This window comes from Persicobacter sp. CCB-QB2 (assembly GCF_001274635.1).
In the GTDB taxonomy this organism is placed as follows: domain Bacteria; phylum Bacteroidota; class Bacteroidia; order Cytophagales; family Cyclobacteriaceae; genus Persicobacter; species Persicobacter diffluens.
On record NZ_LBGV01000001.1, the window covers coordinates 2,303,629 to 2,320,505 of the forward strand.

General features: G+C 41.9%; 15 protein-coding genes and 1 pseudogene. 10 read left to right on the forward strand and 6 right to left on the reverse strand.

The annotated features are described in order from the left end of the window. The first annotated feature begins 641 nt into the window (after positions 1–641). Together NG22_RS10305 and aspA are read left to right on the forward strand one after the other, a co-directional pair. On the forward strand, positions 642–1,829 hold the full coding sequence (locus NG22_RS10305; RefSeq protein ID WP_082305050.1) for a porin: 1,188 nt from the start codon (positions 642–644) through the stop codon (positions 1,827–1,829). 363 nt (positions 1,830–2,192) lie between these two features. Continuing rightward, positions 2,193–3,618: pseudogene (gene aspA / locus NG22_RS18130) on the forward strand (aspartate ammonia-lyase). Between the two features lie 56 nt (positions 3,619–3,674). Here aspA and NG22_RS10315 read toward each other — a convergent pair. Next, on the reverse strand, positions 3,675–4,148 hold the full coding sequence (locus tag NG22_RS10315; RefSeq protein WP_053406924.1) for a hypothetical protein: 474 nt from the start codon (positions 4,146–4,148) through the stop codon (positions 3,675–3,677). 135 nt (positions 4,149–4,283) lie between these two features. Next, complete coding sequence (locus tag NG22_RS10320; protein WP_053405650.1) at positions 4,284–5,543, reverse strand: aspartate kinase; 1,260 nt, start codon at positions 5,541–5,543, stop codon at positions 4,284–4,286. Between the two features lie 251 nt (positions 5,544–5,794). Here NG22_RS10320 and fbp point away from each other — a divergent pair, with 251 nt between their 5' ends. Both fbp and NG22_RS10330 read left to right on the forward strand, forming a co-directional pair. After that, complete coding sequence (gene fbp / locus NG22_RS10325; protein ID WP_053405651.1) at positions 5,795–6,799, forward strand: class 1 fructose-bisphosphatase; 1,005 nt, start codon at positions 5,795–5,797, stop codon at positions 6,797–6,799. Positions 6,800–6,909: 110 nt separating this feature from the next. Further along, positions 6,910–7,851, forward strand: a complete 942-nt coding sequence (locus NG22_RS10330) for a cation diffusion facilitator family transporter (protein WP_072159260.1) — start codon at positions 6,910–6,912, stop codon at positions 7,849–7,851. A gap of 214 nt (positions 7,852–8,065) precedes the next feature. Here the strand turns inward: NG22_RS10330 and NG22_RS10335 are convergent, their stop codons facing one another. Then, entirely contained in the window at positions 8,066–8,434 is a 369-nt protein-coding gene (locus tag NG22_RS10335) for a MotA/TolQ/ExbB proton channel family protein (protein ID WP_082305051.1), read from the reverse strand. A 226-nt stretch (positions 8,435–8,660) separates the two neighbouring features. On the opposite strand from NG22_RS10335, the gene NG22_RS10340 reads away from it, so the two are divergent. Both NG22_RS10340 and NG22_RS10345 read left to right on the forward strand, forming a co-directional pair. Continuing rightward, the gene (locus NG22_RS10340) at positions 8,661–9,734 is read left to right on the forward strand and encodes a sensor histidine kinase (RefSeq protein WP_053405654.1); all 1,074 of its coding nucleotides are present in this window, start codon (positions 8,661–8,663) and stop codon (positions 9,732–9,734) included. Then, complete coding sequence (locus NG22_RS10345; protein WP_053405655.1) at positions 9,715–10,425, forward strand: LytTR family DNA-binding domain-containing protein; 711 nt, start codon at positions 9,715–9,717, stop codon at positions 10,423–10,425. The genes NG22_RS10340 and NG22_RS10345 overlap by 20 nt, the downstream gene beginning before the upstream one ends. Positions 10,426–10,572: 147 nt before the next feature. Here NG22_RS10345 and NG22_RS10350 read toward each other — a convergent pair whose 3' ends face one another. Next, the gene (locus tag NG22_RS10350; protein WP_053405656.1) at positions 10,573–10,953 is read right to left on the reverse strand and encodes a MotA/TolQ/ExbB proton channel family protein; all 381 of its coding nucleotides are present in this window, start codon (positions 10,951–10,953) and stop codon (positions 10,573–10,575) included. Between the two features lie 169 nt (positions 10,954–11,122). Then, positions 11,123–12,022 carry a site-specific tyrosine recombinase XerD gene (gene xerD / locus NG22_RS10355; RefSeq protein ID WP_053405657.1) on the reverse strand — a complete coding sequence of 300 codons (900 nt, stop codon included), beginning with the start codon at positions 12,020–12,022 and terminating at the stop codon, positions 11,123–11,125. 96 nt (positions 12,023–12,118) lie between these two features. Here xerD and aroQ point away from each other — a divergent pair, with 96 nt between their 5' ends. Both aroQ and NG22_RS10365 read left to right on the forward strand, forming a co-directional pair. Further along, positions 12,119–12,541 (forward strand): type II 3-dehydroquinate dehydratase, encoded by a 423-nt coding sequence (gene aroQ / locus NG22_RS10360; protein WP_053405658.1) that lies wholly within the window; start codon positions 12,119–12,121, stop codon positions 12,539–12,541. Positions 12,542–12,697: 156 nt separating this feature from the next. Next, the gene (locus NG22_RS10365; RefSeq protein ID WP_053405659.1) at positions 12,698–13,753 is read left to right on the forward strand and encodes an aminotransferase class V-fold PLP-dependent enzyme; all 1,056 of its coding nucleotides are present in this window, start codon (positions 12,698–12,700) and stop codon (positions 13,751–13,753) included. Here NG22_RS10365 and NG22_RS10370 read toward each other — a convergent pair. Beyond that, positions 13,748–14,896 carry an ATP-binding protein gene (locus NG22_RS10370; protein WP_253275677.1) on the reverse strand — a complete coding sequence of 383 codons (1,149 nt, stop codon included), beginning with the start codon at positions 14,894–14,896 and terminating at the stop codon, positions 13,748–13,750. The genes NG22_RS10365 and NG22_RS10370 overlap by 6 nt on opposite strands. A 936-nt stretch (positions 14,897–15,832) precedes the next feature. Between NG22_RS10370 and NG22_RS10375 the strand changes: the two genes are divergently transcribed. Then, positions 15,833–16,405 (forward strand): MarC family protein, encoded by a 573-nt coding sequence (locus NG22_RS10375; protein ID WP_053405661.1) that lies wholly within the window; start codon positions 15,833–15,835, stop codon positions 16,403–16,405. Beyond that, a complete protein-coding gene (gene rnhA, locus NG22_RS10380; protein ID WP_053405662.1) occupies positions 16,402–16,875 on the forward strand; it encodes a ribonuclease HI in 474 nt (157 codons plus the stop codon). The genes NG22_RS10375 and rnhA overlap by 4 nt, the downstream gene beginning before the upstream one ends. Positions 16,876–16,877: the final 2 nt, after the last annotated feature.

Sequence of the window (16,877 nt, forward strand, 5' to 3'; positions counted from 1 at the left end):
CAACATAAAACGCATCAACCTTCAATCCATTCCCCTTCCCTACATTTGTATTGTTGTCAGTGGTCAACATCTTAGATGTTCGCATCATGTGACATTAAGTGGTTATTGTTTGTTTTATGGTTTTGTAATAAAGGAGTTGGGTTCTCCTTTATTGAGAATTTGTTTGATTGTTGATTGGATTCCCGGCTTTAATTAAGGCCGGGAGTTTTTCTTCTCAAACAATCACTTTAAAATGCATTAAATTCTGACTAGTTCAGATTTATATATTCAAATTGGTTTTTGACCAGTTTGTGGTTATTGTTTGTTTTAGGGTTTTGGAAAGGTGTAGAGGTACATCTTTCGGGTTTTAGTTTGATTGTTGATAAGCCTTTTGATGGAGACATCGAAAGGCTTTTTCTTTTTTCAGGAAATCATCAGCCTAAGATGTTTAAACACCGAATCAAAATAATCCTAAAAACCACAAACCCCACTTATAGTATCAGCCTTATTTTTACACAAAAAAACATCCGTTAAAATGGTAATCAACAATATTTTAAGTCGACACAGCTAAGAATCCACCTATTTTTATTCTTTTTTTAACATCCCTATTTTATTGAAATGGCACAAATATTGGATAGTTCAGTCGAACGAATATTTATCCAATGAAAAAACCATTATTTATCGCGCTTTTACTCCCTTTATTTTATTGTGGGATGGCATCAGCACAAGAAGCTGAGGTGCAGGAGGAAGAAATCATTTATTTCGAAGAAGAAGAAAAAGAAAGTAAAAATGCTTTGGCGAATGTATTTAAGCGCAGACATAATGGTTATATCTTAATGCAAAGTAGCTTCAATGTGAACAATGGCCCTGGCTTTGCCCAAGGCAGTAATTTTTCCATTAACCAGTTAAGGGTTCAATTAACAGGAGAAATTTTACCAGGATTGGAGTATGACGTCAGACAAAGACTCAACAGCAACAGTATAGCGGAGGAAATCGATAACACCTCCCTGGCTACTGACTGGGCATATTTAACTTATACTTTCAAAAATAATGTATTTATCACCTTTGGTAAGCAATGGGCTGCCTATGGTGGATATGAATTTGACGCCACCCCTACTGATATTTATGAATACTCTCAAATTCTGAACTGGAAAGAAGCATTCTTAACGGGTGTGAATGTAGGATACAGATGGCAGGCACAGGAGGTGAATTTCCAGCTTACCAACGCACATACTGAAAGCATTGAGAGTTTTTATGGAGAGTTACCTGAGGATTTCATAGCGGCCGAAAACCCAATGAATTATGCTTTCAACTGGAATGGTGATTTATTAAAAGGCTTATTCAGCACCAGGTGGTCATATGCTGTGACAAACGAAGGAAAAGAAGAGTACACCAAATATTTGGCTTTGGGTACGAAGTTCAATCAACCCAAATGGCAGATTACGGTTGATTACCATAACTCCAAAGAAGATATCGACAGAACGGGCTTTGCGACTTCCATCGTCAGAGACATGAATGATGGCGAATATGCCGCTTTGAGAGACACCCACTACAAGTCTACCCTGGCCAAAATTGACGTGCAGCCTTATAAAGGATGGAACCTTTTCTATCAATATTCACATGAAGATGTGTTTGCTCACGATACTTCATTAGGAGAAAATGCGGGTTGGTTAGAAACGGCAAACAGACACTATTTCGGAGCAGAATACCAGCCATTTGAGGAACAGCCATTGAAACTATTTTGCACCTATTGGTCCAATACGGAAAAATACAATGACTACTTTGAAACCAGCCAAATCAACAATAATCGGATGATGATTGGTTTCATTTACAAATGGCAGTTTTATTAAGCCGGATTTTGAATAGCTGAGCCGAAATTTTCATGTTTAACCCCTCGTTTAGCTGCAGGGTGGGAAAAATGAAGAAATAGTCCCTGTTTCGAGTTTTTTTTCAAAAAAAGCAGCTGAACGAGGATTTAGCTTGAATAATCCGGGTTAATTTTTCTCCCTAAAAAAATTCATAATTTTTTTGGGCTTCCGCTTTCTTCTAATCCAATTTTCCCCGCTTTTATTACATCTATTCAAAGGATCAGGATTTTTATTGCAAATATCCATTTCCAGCCAATTTAACGCCATTTGGTACATAGGAAATCGATATAAATCCCTTTACATTTGACCGGAAAAAAAACGCAAATTCCTGAAATACGCACTGAAATGGAATACAGAGTAGAACATGATCTGTTGGGTGACAAGAACGTACCTGCAGATGCTTATTATGGCATTCAAACCTTACGCGCGATTGAGAACTTTAACATCTCCGGCGTAAAAGCCAATATGTTCCCTTTATATATCAAGGCATTAGCAGCCGTAAAAATGGCGGCCGCAAAAGCCAATTATAATTTAGGTTTACTACCCAAAAACATCAAGGAAGGGATTGTAGCAGCCTGTGAGGAAATCATGGAAGGCCAGCACAATGAGCAATTCCCGATCGACCTGATTCAGGGGGAGCCGGAACCTCCACCAATATGAACATCAATGAGGTGGTGGCCAACCGTGCGCTGGAAATCATGGGACACCAAAAGGGGGAGTATCAGTATTGCCATCCGAACAACCATGTGAATATGGCGCAATCCACCAATGACGCCTTCCCTACTTCCATCAACATTGCCCTTTCCTGGATGAATGAGGAGTTGGTGAAAGAACTGAAATGCATGGTGGCTTCTTTCCGACAGAAAGGAGAGGAGTTTAAGCATATCATCAAAATGGGCCGCACCCAGCTTCAGGATGCTGTTCCGATGACGCTTGGTCAGGAATTTGAGGCTTTTGCTGCTACATTGGAGGAAGAGATCGACCGCCTGAATACCAATGCGAATCTATTCCATGAAATTAACATGGGCGCTACTGCTATTGGTACCGGTATTAATGCCGACCCGGAATATCCGGCAAAGGTCACCAAGCATTTGAGAGATATCACCGGACTTGCATTGGTAAAAGCCTCCAACTTTATTGAAGCCACACCAGATACCGGAGCTTTCGTAATTTACTCCGGAACCATTAAGCGTTTGGGGTAAAGCTATCGAAAATCTGTAATGATTTGAGATTACTTTCTTCCGGACCAAGAACCGGCCTAAATGAAATCAACCTTCCGCCGATGCAGCCTGGTTCCTCAATTATGCCGGGAAAAGTGAACCCGGTAATTCCGGAGGTAGTCAACCAAATCTGTTTCATTGTTTTTGGAAATGACCTGACCATCACCTTCGCCGCTGAGGCCGGCCAATTACAGTTGAATGTGATGGAGCCTGTGATTGTCAGAAGCCTTTTCGAAAACATTCAGATGTTGCGCAGGGGAATGAAGTCGTTGCGCGTTAACTGTGTAGATGACATCACCGCCAATGAAGACCACTGTAGAGATATGGTGCTGAATTCCATAGGTATTGTTACCGCACTGAACCCGATTTTGGGTTATGAAATTTCTTCGGCTTTAGCCAAAGAAGCTTTAGCTACCAATGGCAGCATTTACCAAATGGTATTGGACAAAGAACTTATTCCAAAAGACGAGTTAGACCGTATTCTTTCACCAGAGAATATGGTGACACCACATAAGCTTGACCGTATCGGTAAAGAAAATAACGACAAATAAAAAAATCCCCGCTGCAGCAATGTAGCGGGGATTTTTTATAAATGCCAAAATATATCTTACTCAGGTAACTGTACCGGAACCGGCATGCTTTTCTTAAAGATATAACGGGTAATAAAAAGCCCTTTTCCATCTCCTTTTCCGGCGTCAGATTCCACGCCTGAAGTCACAAAAGCCAATTCCCAACCCTCTTCCACCAAGGCATTGATCTTGGAAGAAATCACCATATCATTCGAGGCGATATTACTAAAATTGATCCCTGCAGCGGAATAAAAGTTCAACAGCTTGGTCTCCTCCAGTTCGGTTGTCTTCAATTCCTTACGGGAAGTTTCATTCTTCTCTCCCTTGGAGCGATCCGTAGTATAATTAGCATAATCTTTCTCTCCCTGCGCATCAATGATTCTGGAACGCCCAATCCCCATAGGCACGACTGACTCTACGGAGGTCACTACTTTGTATTGCGTTTGAGCAGATACCTCCAAAGAAAAAACGGACATCAATCCCACCATCAAAATAAAAACGAAATACTTCATCTTTTTACAGTTTTTAGTTCGATCTATATGTTGAAATAATAATGCCAAAATGATTTCCACACCTACTCCCCGGTACTGCAAAACAACCAACAAATACTGCAATATGCTGATGCAGGATATTTTCTACAAAAAACCTCAATCCAGCTGCCTCACCAACAGCTGAAAGACGGAACGGGATTTTTGCTCTGCAATAATTTCATGCGCAGCAGCATACTCCTCCACCAGTGGAATGGTATAGTTTCGTAGGGTAATCAGCTGCAAATCCTCCTGAAAAGTGATGATAAACTGATCCTCCAGGGCTTCCTTCACTTCCTGGATTTTCTCCAGACGGTTATCAAAACATACCGTAAGGCTCAAAGCCGTATTTTGCAGCATATTAAGCTTAATATTGAACCGATTCAACAGGTGGAATATAAGCGACAGGTTTTCCTCATTCAAAAAGGCCAAATCTCTCACCTTAAAGGTCATCATCACCTGATTATCCTTGAAAATAATATTGGGCAGTGGCGCTGTTTTCAGGCCACGATGAATCCGGGTTCCCTCATCTTCGGGATGCTCAAAGGATTTCACCAATAAGGGAATTTCTTTATCCGCCAATGGTTTTATCGTCTTGGGGTGAATCACCGAAGCCCCATAAAAGGTCATTTCCGCAGCTTCGTAATAGGAAATCTCCTCAAATTTCACCGTATTCGCCACCCGCTTGGGGTCTGCATTAAGGATTCCCGGCACATCTTTCCAAATCGTCGCCGATTCCGCATCCAGGGCATTGGCAAATATGGCGGCACTAAAATCCGATCCCTCTCTTGCCAAGGTGGTCGTTTCTCCGCTAATGGTGGATCCTATAAAGCCCTGCGTCAGGACCATCCCTTCTTCCAAAAGCATAGGAACATCCATTTTAATTCTTTGAGTGGTCATATCCCAGGAAATCCATGCCTCCCGAAACCGCTCATCAGTTTTAATTACCGAGCGTGCATCCAACCATTTACACGCAATCCCCCGAGTATTGATATAGTGAGCAATAATCGTGGAACTTAAAATTTCCCCAAAAGACACCACCGCATCATACATGGCATTAAAGTCTTCCCATGCTGTCTGTAAAATTTCCTCCAATTGGAAGTAAAGGGTGTCCACCACCGCAAAAACCTCATGTTCCGGATCCGCGAAAAGATTCGCCATCATCTCATCATGAAACATTTTTCGCTTTTCCCACTCGGTTTTCCAATCCCCTTTTTCCCAGGCAGCAGCCTGCACCAGCTCCAAAGCATTAGTGGTTTTTCCCATAGCCGAAACCACCACCAAAAGAGGCTCCTGATGGTAATTTTCAATGATATCAACCATATTCCGGACAGCTTTGGCATCCTTAATGGAAGCCCCTCCAAATTTGAAAACTTTCATGGCTAGACTTTTATAATAATTTTTAATATGTTCAAGGGAGTTTTTGCAGGTTAAAGACCACCTTAGGTGTACATACTTTAATGCAAAAAATTTGTTATATTATTAATACATCAATGCGTATAACGTCGCAAATTTAACAAGCTAAATCGAACGTCAAATATAAACTATCAGGAAATCAGGATTCAACACCTTTGCATTGTAATCAACCCCAAACGTAAATAATAACCATTCATCATTTAAAGCTAAACCAAATGGCATTTAAAAAACTAAACCTGCAAATAGGTGTTCCCCTCGATCGGTTTATTAAGAAAAAACAAGATGATTTCCCCTACGCTACCGGGGAACTCTCCCAATTGCTCCGTGACATTGCCCTGGCCGGAAAAATCGTGAATATGGCAATCGGCAAGTCCGGCTTACTGGGCATTGAAGGGGCCATGGGCAAAGAAAATGTGCAGGGAGAAGAGCAGCAGAAACTGGACATCATTGCCAATCAACGCTTTATTCGCGCACTCAAACATGGCGGTGAGGTTTCGGCCATCATCTCAGAAGAAGAAGCCGGTGTGATTGAGTTCAATAATCCGGACGGAAAATATGTAGTGGCCATTGACCCGCTGGATGGCTCCTCCAATATTGATGTCAATGTTTCTATCGGAACTATTTTCTCCATCTATCGCCGAATCTCCCCCCAGGGATCGGAGATTACCATGGATGATGTGCTGCAAAAAGGAGATAATCAGGTGGCGGCCGGCTATTTATTGTATGGCTCTTCCTCCATGCTGGTGTTTACCACAGGAGCAGGCGTATTCGGCTTTACTTATGAACCTTCTTTAGGGGAATATTTCCTATCCCACAATAACATTGAGACGCCTGAGGACGGCAGCTATTTTTCTGTAAATGAAGGCTCCTTCTTCAGCTTCGAGGAGGGTGTTCAGGAATACATCAATGAATGCAAGCATTCCGGTGTTTCGGCCAGATATATTGGCTCCTTAGTGGCCGATTTCCATCGAAATCTGCTGAAAGGAGGCATTTATATGTATCCGGCTACCTCCAAATATCCCAATGGAAAACTTCGCCTATGCTATGAGTGCAATGCTTTGGCATTCCTGATAGAACAGGCCGGAGGAAAAGCTACAGACGGTCATCAGCGAATTTTAGAAATTCAACCTACAGATCTGCACCAAAGGACGCCTTTGTTTATTGGCTCTCCCGTAATGGTTGAAACTGCCACGGAAAAACTCACCAAAATGGCTGACTAAAATACTCTACAAAAAAGCAAAAGCATCCATATTTTTGGGTGCTTTTGTTTTTCCTGCAACAAGGTAGAAAAAGCTTTTCCCTAAATTTCTATCCTAAAACGAAAAACACCATGAGTCATCATCACGGACATCACCACCATCATCATGCTTTGAACGGAAAAAATCTTTTCCTCACCATTCTGTTGAATATTGGGATCACTGTGGTGCAAATTGTGGTGGCCATCCTTACCGGAAGTCTTGCCCTGCTCACCGATGCGGCGCATAACTTCAGTGATGCCATGTCCATCGTGATCAGCTGGCTGGCCAACCTTTTCAGCAAGAAACAACCGGATCAGCATGCTACTTATGGTTATTACCGGGTAGAAATTTTATCAGCGCTGGTAAATGGGATCAGCCTGCTCATTATCGCAGGCGTACTGCTGTATGAAAGTTTAACCACCCTGATCAGTGGCAAAGAAAGCATAGAAGATCCGGAATGGATATTAGCTGCCGCAGCTTTTAGTGTGGTGGCCAATGGGCTGAGTCTGCTTTTATTGCATCATGATGCCAAAGGAAGTTTAAACATAAAGTCAGCTTATTTGCATTTATTAACTGACTTAATGACCTCTATTGCAGTCATCATCGGCGCGGGAGCTATGTGGGCATTTCAGTGGTACTGGGTAGATGCATTAATTGCCACCGCCATTTCCTTTTATCTGCTATATTCTTGTTACCCTCTACTCAAAAAATGTTACCAGATCATCATGCAGATGAGTCCGCAAAAGGTGGAGCCTTCCTATATCAATGAACTGGCCCGGACGGTAAAAGGGGTGATTAGCCTACATGATGTGCATATGTGGCAATTGAACGAAAATCAGAACATGATGGAAGCACATGTGGTGCTGGATGACAATTATGATCTTGTTACTACGAATGAGATTATTGACAAGCTCAAAAAAACCCTGGACAAAGAATTCCAACTGGCACACATTACCCTCCAACCTGAAGCGAAAGAATGCCCCGCAGGAAAATGCGCCATGCATTCTGAAGGGCATCATCACCATTCGAATTAAGCCGAATTATTCACCGCTAAATTCATCAACTAAGCGCAAGTGATTTACTTCCAATTTATTTTCTTTGACTTATAATAGCCTAATTTTGGGCAAGCTTGCTTTCTCCTCATTCATCTGTTTCGTTGGAATAAACTCGAAATAGGAAAAATTCCTTCATTTTTTCCGCCCTACCCCTAAACGAGGATTTAAGTATGAATAGTCCTGGTTAAGATTTTTAAGCAGAAAAGGGGGAAATCCGGTAACCCACTATCAGGAGTTTAGTGATAATGAACCAGAAAAAACCGTACAAAGTGGTGTGAGACGAGACCTTTATCCCTCCGGCCAATAATTGCATGGAAACCTCCCCCATTTCAGCGATATACTCCATCGCCTGATACAAACCAATGATTTGCCCTAACAAGCCGATCATTAAAGCTAAAAGCCCTAAATCATTGGTGATCGTTAAATAAAATTGCGCACGTTTCGGGTCCGTTCTTTTCCCTAAAGCAATGCCAAAAAACACCAGCATTGCCAAAGCTGCTATTGTCACCATACTCATAAAGAGCCATCCCCCTTCATAAAAGAATTGCATAAACCATTTCATAATGTTTTCTTTTTGTGGTTATTGATTACCCTTCGAAGGTGACAAATTCCGCAAGGAAAAATATCAAAGGTCGGTAAAGCACGAGTATTAGTAGATCAATAAAGGCTTTCTACTTTAAATTAAACTTAAACCAATCACTTTTAAAATAAAAAGTCATTCGTCGACAAAAACCGTTCATTCAACGGTTTTTGGTGATTAATCGCAAAATTTTACCGAAATTTTAAAAGTGAAGTTATTAAACAAGATATATCGCCCCTCCATTTGGGAGTTTGCTTATTGGTTTTTTGCACTGATCTTTATTGCCATTTTCCTTGGCCATTTTCACCATGAATACCAAAACACCTTCCTTTTCAGCCTGATGCTGATGCCGGTAATGGTGAGCTTCTCCTATTTTCTGGCTAATTTTCTGATCCGAGAACTTTGGCAAAAAGGACTCAGGCGTAAATTTTGGTTATACCTCTTTTATGGTCTGGTCACCGCCACCTGGTTCCAGCTAATGGCCATTATGGTGTTTTTCATTTCACTGGCAGAATTACAATACAAAAATATGAACCCCATGATGGATGACCTTTCCCTGCTATGGGTCATCCAGATCATGATTGCTACTGTTTTCACCGTTATTATTCAGTTAAAAAGAGAAAACCAACAACAGAAAGCAATCCAGCGGCTGGAATCAGATGCTTTTGAAATGAAAATGCGGCTGAAAGAACTGGAATTGAACGCCCTCAAAGAGCAAATTCACCCTCATTTCCTTTTTAACACCCTCAATAACCTGTACGGCCTGGCGCTGGAGAAATCCGAAAAATTACCCGAAGCCCTGCTTCGCCTGAGCCAGTTGCTGGATTTCCTGGTTTATCAATCACAAAAAGAGTATATCCCTCTCGGCACAGAGTTGCAGCTTATTCAGGATTATATCGCTCTGGAAACATTACGTTTTGAAGAAAGGCTGGAGTCCCGTATTGAAATATCCACCAAAGAAAGTCAATTTCGGATCAGTCCCTTTCTGCTTTTCCCCTTAGTGGAGAATGCTTTCAAACACGGCCTGAAACCGGCCTCCGGCTCCACATTCCTTTCCGTGAAAGCGTGGATGGAAAAGGACTCATTCCAGTTCGAAGTCATCAACAGTCTGCCCGAAAAACCACTGCAAACGAAAAATGGCGGACTGGGATTGATCAATTTAAAGCAGCGTTTGGAGCTTCATTATCCCAAAAATTATCAATTAAGCTATCGAAAAACAGCGGAACAATTTGAAGTAAGCTTGTCCATAAAAATCAAAGAAAATGAACAACAACCTGTATAAATGCCTGATTGTGGATGATGAACCCATTGCCCGCAGGATCATCAAAAATTATCTTGGAAAACAAGCGGACTTTGTCATTCAGGGAGAAGCTGGCAGTGCCATGGAAGCCTTTAAAGTACTGGCCAAAGCACCCGTGGATTTACTTTTTCTGGACATTCAGATGCCGGAAGTGAACGGTCTGGATTTTTTACGCACATTGGCCAATCCACCGAAAGTCATTCTGGTCACCGCCTTTCGGGAATACGCTTTTGAAGGATTTGAATTAGATGTGGTGGATTATTTGCTAAAACCCGTGCCAGAAAGCCGTTTTCTTCTGGCTCTGGATAAATTCCGTAAAATGAAACCGTTGCAAGCTTCCCAATTACAAGACTTTAAACAACATTACCTTTTTATCCGTGCTGACCGAAAGCACCATAAAATTGATTTTCAGGATATCCAATATCTGGAAAGTCAGGGAGATTATGTAGAGATTTTCGGGTCAGCACAGCATTGGAGAACGAAAGCCACGCTTGGAACATTGGCAGAACAATTACCGCCTCATTTTTTAAAGATCCACCGTTCTTTTATTGTCAATATGGAACAGCTGACCGCTTTCAACCGGGAACTGGTGGAAGTTGGCGGCAAGACCCTTCCGGTAAGTAAGCGATTCCGGGAGGAAGTTATTACTTTTTTTGAAGGGCAAAATTCATAAGCAAAACATCTTTTTTGAAGGAAATCTTCCTTTCAAACCATAAAAATATAGAGGCTGTCTCCTAATTCGAGACAGCCTCTTTTTATTGAAACAACCCTTAGCCTATGATGAAATCCTACATTATGGTTAAGGCTAGCATTATTCCGATCAAGCGCTCCCTAATTGAGGCTTCCGACTTGCCTGAAAAAAAACAGCGAATAACAGAGAAAGCACAAAAAAGAAAAGCCCCAATAAAGTAGGATGAGAAGAAACCCGAAGGCCAGCAGCCAAAGTCTGCATGGCCACAGCCCCATTCGCCTCAATAAAAATCATCGCCTGATAAAGTCCAATCACCTGCCCCAGCAAACCTACCGCTAAAGTAAATCTGCCGGTTTCCCGCATGAGTTTTTCAAAATACCGGGCTTTTTCCTCATTAGCCCGATTAATCAATAACAATATAAAAAAAGCGATTACCGCTAAACCACTCATCAAGACCAAGCTCATAAACTCCCAGCCTCCCATGATAAAAAATCGAACAAACCAATTCATAATTTTAAAAATATTTAGTGAACGGTTCAAAGATTAGGAAAACAACGGATGATAATATTATACATCGATAAACAAACCATTTTCATGGATCAATCATCCTTTTTCAGCTTTTAGCAAATTCATAAGCCATCAAAAAAAGGAAAACCTCCGGCTCTCCTTTTCTGTCTCTTTAGCTTCTTGGGTGAAACTCTGTAATGATCTGCTTCAGATAAGTCTGATCCAGATGCGTATAAATCTCGGTAGTGGTAACAGATTCATGGCCCAGCATTTCCTGTACGGCAATTAAATCGGCCCCGCCTTCTATCAGGTGCGTTGCAAAACTGTGTCGGAAAGTGTGCGGACTCACCGCCTTCTGCATACCCACCGCTACTGCCAATCTTTTGATAATGGTAAAAATCATTACCCGCGTCAGCTTAGCTCCTCTGCGGTTTAAGAAGACATACTCTTCATTTCCCTGCTTAACTTTAATAGACGGCCTTACTTCCTCTAAATAAAAATCAATATGCTTCAGCGCCGGCTTTCCTATCGGCACCAGGCGATCCTTATTCCCTTTACCATGAATGCGCAGGAAGCCAATGTCCCGATGAATATCGTTCATCTTCAGATTTATCAATTCACTCACCCGCAATCCCGAACTGTAAAGAGTCTCCAAAATAGCCAAATTCCGCGGACCTTCAGCTGTGCTCAAATCAATCGCATCCAATAGCTGATTGATTTCATGAATATTCAACACTTCGGGAGGGTTTCGCTTCAGCTTGATACTGTCAATTCTGGCCGAAGGGTCAATCTCGATCTCGTTTTCAAATCGCAGGTAGCGATAAAAAGCCTTGATACCGGATAGCATCCGCGCCTGCGTATAAGTAGCCATGCCCAGCTCTCCCAGATATTCCAAAAAATCGTGCAATTGAATTTCGGTAAGCTCCGCCGGATTTTCCTTCCAGCCCTTCATTTTGGCAAATTGCTCCAATTTATACATGTCACGGAGGTAAGCCTCCACCGTATTTTCGGACATCCGACGGTCCAATCGAAGGTAATTCTTAAATGCGTCGATATAATATTGCCAATTCATAATGCAAAAATAGTAAAACCATCAAAAATCACTGTCTTTTGGGCAATTTATGGGGCTTGATTATCTTTAGGTTTAAAAAATAAATTCAATCACCCTATGAAAATCCTTATACTCAACGGTCCAAACCTGAATTTACTCGGCGTACGCGAAAAAAGTATTTACGGCTCACAAAGCTTCGAAGACTATTTTAAGCAATTAAAAGCAGAATTTGAAGCAATTGAACTGGAATACTATCAATCCAACCACGAAGGTGCCCTGATTGACAAAATCCATGAGGTCGGATTTTCCTATGATGGAATCGTATTCAATGCCGGAGCATACACCCATACTTCAGTCGCCTTGGCGGACGCCATTTCAGCGGTGAATACCCCGGTAATCGAAGTCCATTTGTCTAATGTGCACAAAAGAGAAGCTTTCCGTCATAAAAGTTTCCTTTCTCCGGTATGCAAAGGCGTGATTGCCGGCTTCGGCATGGACAGCTACCGTTTGGGTATTCAACATTTTATTCAGACAAAATAAGCGCCAGTTTAAAAGCGCCCTATCCGACTTCAAATCCAAATTATTGGAGTTGATTTGGGATGATTTCGCAGCAATAGTATTGCTATTGGCACAAAATAATCCGGCCATCCTTGAAATTTTCGAGCCGAATTTTGAATTTTTAACCACGCCCCAGGCATGATATCATTTTACCCCGGCCCCAGCGCCGTCTATCCGGAAATTCCGCTTTACGTTCAGCAAGCTTATGATGAAGGCATCCTGAGCATGAATCACCGCAGTCCGGAGTTTATTGCCATCAGCAAAGAACTTCAAAAAGTGATAAAGGAAAAGCTGGAAATTCCACCAGACTATATGGTGATGTACTGTTCCTCCGCCACAGAATGCTGGGAGAACATCGCGCAGTCTTTTCGGTCAAAAAAGAGCCTGCACTTTTACAATGGGGCCTTTGGGGAAAAATGGGCCAACTACCAAAAATTATTGCTGGGGAATGAAAATGTCATAGAAGCGCCCTTTGGTATTGAAGAAGCTCCGGCTTTAGAAAAATTTACAAATGCGCAGGCCGATTTACTTTGCCTGACTCAATGCGAAACGAGTAATGCCACTCAGCTTCCTGAAGGAACACTGAAAAAAGTGCGCTCCCTATACCCTGAAGCTTTGGTCGCCATTGATGCGACCAGCGCCCTGGCGGGTGTCCAACTCCCTATAGCCTTGGGCGACATTTGGTATGCTTCGGTACAAAAGTGCTTTGGACTACCGGCCGGCATGGCGGTAATAATTTTATCTCCTAAAGCACAACAATTGGCGCTGGCGAATTTCGAGGCCACGCATTACAATCACCTGGGAAGTATGATTCGCCAAATGGAGGCATTTCAAACCCCTTATACGCCCAATGTCCTCAACATTTATCTTTTATTAAGGACACTGCAGGCTGCTCCACCCATTGGAATCACCAGTCAAAGAATCAGGGCGCAATGGCAAAACTGGAAGACCTTTCTGGCCCAAAAAGGATTGACGCTCTTAATTAAAAATGAGGCGGTACAATCCGAAACGGTGCTCGCTATTCAGGCAAGCCCCCAAAAAGTGACTGAAATAAAACAAAAAGCGAAGGCGCAGGGAATACTGCTGGGCAATGGCTATGGAAAATGGAAAGATGATTGCTTCCGAATTGCCAATTTCCCTGCCATTCCGCCTGAGCATATTCAGAAATTAATCACCTTTCTGGAGCAGCTATAAATCCAGAAAATCAAAATAATTATCCGGATGCACCACCTCAAAATAAGCTTCCGGATAAGCTTTTGCCCATTGCGGAGGCGTTTTAAATTTCTTGGGAGACCATTTGAAATCATAACCGAAAAGCTTCCCATCTCTTTCCTCTACCCAATCAATCTCCTGCTGATCATAGGTCTTCCAAAAATGATTATTCGAGCGCATTTTTTTATACTCCTGCACCTTCAGGCGCTCAGCAATCATATAGTTTTCCCATAATTGCCCAGCATCATTTCGGGCTTCCAGCGCATTGAAATTTGAAATCACCGCATTCAGAAGGCCGTTATCCAAAAAATACCAACGAGCGCTTTTGGTAATCTCCTTCTTCAAATTCCGGCTAAAGCCCTCCACCTTATGCAGGATAAAAACCTGAGCCAGCAACTCCAGATAACGCTCCACGGTGTTTTTACTGATCCCCAACTGCTTCCCTAATTCATGATAAGACACCTGCTCTCCAATCTGAAAAGCGATTAAGCGCAGCAGATTAAAGATTTTACCGGCGTTTTTAATATTTTCATAAACCAGAATATCATTGAGCAAATAAGCGCTTAACCGCTCATTTAAATATTCCTGCTTTTCCGCATCAGTTTTCATTCTGACTAATTCCGGATAATTCCCATACACCAGGCGTTCCCGCAATTTGTCCGGTGTTTCCAAAGGGTGCTCCACCTGCTGATATTCCTTTTCCGACAGAGGGTACAGAATAAATGAAAATTCCCGACTGGTTAACGGTTCTCCTGTTGGCGGGTTGATATCCAGAACTGAAGAAGCCGAAATAAGAATGCGAATATCCGCTATCTCCTCCAACATCAGTTTCAGCTTTAAACCGATCTCCGGAATTTTCTGAGCCTCATCAATTACCAAAAGCTTATTACGCCCCAAAACCTTTCTGTAATGCGCCGCTGACTGCTTAGCTAACAGATCATGAGTGTGTATATCCTCCCCATTCAGATAGAGATATGGACTTTTTAGCTCCCGAATCAGCTCTTTCACCAACACCGTCTTCCCTACTCTCCGGGCCCCACAAACCACTAACACTTTACCAGGCAACAACTTACGCTTTGCTACCTCCCGCAATTCTCGACGAATCAAATTCATTAAAACAGTCATTATTTTGACTAAATTTACAAAAAATAAGAAATATAACGAACTATAAATACCTTAATTAAGTGAATATAAAAATCATAAACTCCAACTTATCGTATAGCGAAGGTTAAGGCCTAACTCAAATTATGTACCTATAAATGCGGGAATTCCATCGAAATAGATGGGCCTTTCCATATAAAGCCAGATCGGCAATTGAGCACATTATATCCCATAATCAATCATTTCCTTTTTTCTTGTATTGACAAAAAATCAAGGCGGTGATCAATTCCGGCAAACTACCGGAATCCGGCAAGGCATTGACGACTGGAGCGAAAAGCAGAAAGTATGGTGGAAAGCCAGCTATAATGAATCTCTTCGCCCCCACGGCCACAGACCCTTTTGCCAATTGATCTGGAGCGGATTGTTGATGTGGAAAATTTCGTGTTATAAAGTCAATACTGTAATAGATTGTAGCCTTACAAATCCAAGGCGCTCAAATCAAATCGAACCTCATTTGGAACTGGATCTTTACTGCAATTTATAGTATCATGAAAAAGTCGCGCCCTCAACACTTACTATTGCCTTGTTTTGAGTAACATACTGATTTTAAAACAAGCCAAAATTGGGTAAAATCCCACTCTACTCATTCATCTACCGCCCCTAAAAAATGCTGAAAACAGGGCACTAGCCCTTCATCCCCTACCTTTTAGCTAAATCAGGGTAAACAAGCACAATTCCAGTGCATCCACCTTGCTAAAATGCATATTGAATGATTGAAAAAGAATTAATTTAGTCAACACATTAACTTAAATTAAATAAAATCATACATTTCAACAGCCATAATACCAAATCAAATTCGACACACAAAATTCACGAGCAGGGATAAGAGAATTATCAAAAAAAAAAGATATTTGCAGCTCGAAAACACTCAAGCTAAACCACTGAAAAAATTAAGTAGTCATGACCCTTTCCTTAAAAGACATCCTATCCGTAACGCTCATTTTATTCTCTATCATTGACATCATCGGATCCGTTCCCATCGTCATAGACCTGAGAAGAAAAATGGGCCATATTCAATCTGAGAAAGCTACGCTGGTGGCAGGAGGAATTATGATTCTGTTTCTGTTTTTCGGAGAGGCACTTTTAGGATTATTTGGAGTTGATGTAGCGTCCTTTGCCGTGGCAGGCGCCATTATTTTGCTATTAATGGGAATGGAAATGATTTTGGGTATTGAACTTTTCAAGTCAGAACCAACGGAATCCAACACCTCGGCCATTATTCCAATTGCATTCCCATTATTAGCGGGTGCCGGAACAATGACGACTATTATTTCACTGAAATCAACCTATGAAACGGCCAATATTTTGGTAGGCATTATTGTCAACCTCATCATTGTCTATATCGTCCTAAAATCCTGTGGATGGATACAGAAAAAAATTGGCCCGGGTGGATTATCCATTTTAAGAAAGGTATTTGGAATTATTTTGCTGGCCATTGCCATCAAGCTATTTAAAGAAAATTTAGGACTATGAGTCAAATAACAGTATATACCGACGGCGCATCAAGGGGAAATCCGGGGCCGGGAGGTTACGGAGTAGTTTTAATGTTTGGCCCACACCGAAAGGAGTTGAGTCAAGGATACAGCAAGACGACCAACAACCGCATGGAGCTACTGGCGGTTATCACCGCTTTGGAATCCATGAAAAGAAACGACCTGCCGATTCTGATTCACTCGGATTCCAAATACGTAATTGACTCCATAGAAAAAGGCTGGCTTTGGGGCTGGGTCAAAAAAGGCTTTAAAGGGAAAAAGAATGCCGACCTGTGGCAACGCTTTATTCCTGCATATAATAAGCAGCAGAATGTTAAATTCAAATGGGTGAAAGGGCATGCCGGAATTCCTGAAAACGAAAGATGTGATGAGCTCGCCACTTTAGCGGCAGACAATGGCCCTCACCTGACCGATCATGGCTTCGAAGCCGAGGCTAATTCCCTATTTTAAAC

Coding starts and splice junctions, on each gene's coding strand:
- NG22_RS10305 (WP_082305050.1), top strand. CDS start 642: ATGAAAAAACCATTATTTATCGCGCTTTTACTCCCTTTATTTTATTGT.
- NG22_RS10315 (WP_053406924.1), bottom strand. CDS start 4,148: ATGAAGTATTTCGTTTTTATTTTGATGGTGGGATTGATGTCCGTTTTT.
- NG22_RS10320 (WP_053405650.1), bottom strand. CDS start 5,543: ATGAAAGTTTTCAAATTTGGAGGGGCTTCCATTAAGGATGCCAAAGCT.
- fbp (WP_053405651.1), top strand. CDS start 5,795: ATGGCATTTAAAAAACTAAACCTGCAAATAGGTGTTCCCCTCGATCGG.
- NG22_RS10330 (WP_072159260.1), top strand. CDS start 6,910: ATGAGTCATCATCACGGACATCACCACCATCATCATGCTTTGAACGGA.
- NG22_RS10335 (WP_082305051.1), bottom strand. CDS start 8,434: ATGAAATGGTTTATGCAATTCTTTTATGAAGGGGGATGGCTCTTTATG.
- NG22_RS10345 (WP_053405655.1), top strand. CDS start 9,715: ATGAACAACAACCTGTATAAATGCCTGATTGTGGATGATGAACCCATT.
- NG22_RS10350 (WP_053405656.1), bottom strand. CDS start 10,953: ATGAATTGGTTTGTTCGATTTTTTATCATGGGAGGCTGGGAGTTTATG.
- xerD (WP_053405657.1), bottom strand. CDS start 12,022: ATGAATTGGCAATATTATATCGACGCATTTAAGAATTACCTTCGATTG.
- aroQ (WP_053405658.1), top strand. CDS start 12,119: ATGAAAATCCTTATACTCAACGGTCCAAACCTGAATTTACTCGGCGTA.
- NG22_RS10365 (WP_053405659.1), top strand. CDS start 12,698: ATGATATCATTTTACCCCGGCCCCAGCGCCGTCTATCCGGAAATTCCG.
- NG22_RS10370 (WP_253275677.1), bottom strand. CDS start 14,896: ATGACTGTTTTAATGAATTTGATTCGTCGAGAATTGCGGGAGGTAGCA.
- NG22_RS10375 (WP_053405661.1), top strand. CDS start 15,833: ATGACCCTTTCCTTAAAAGACATCCTATCCGTAACGCTCATTTTATTC.
- rnhA (WP_053405662.1), top strand. CDS start 16,402: ATGAGTCAAATAACAGTATATACCGACGGCGCATCAAGGGGAAATCCG.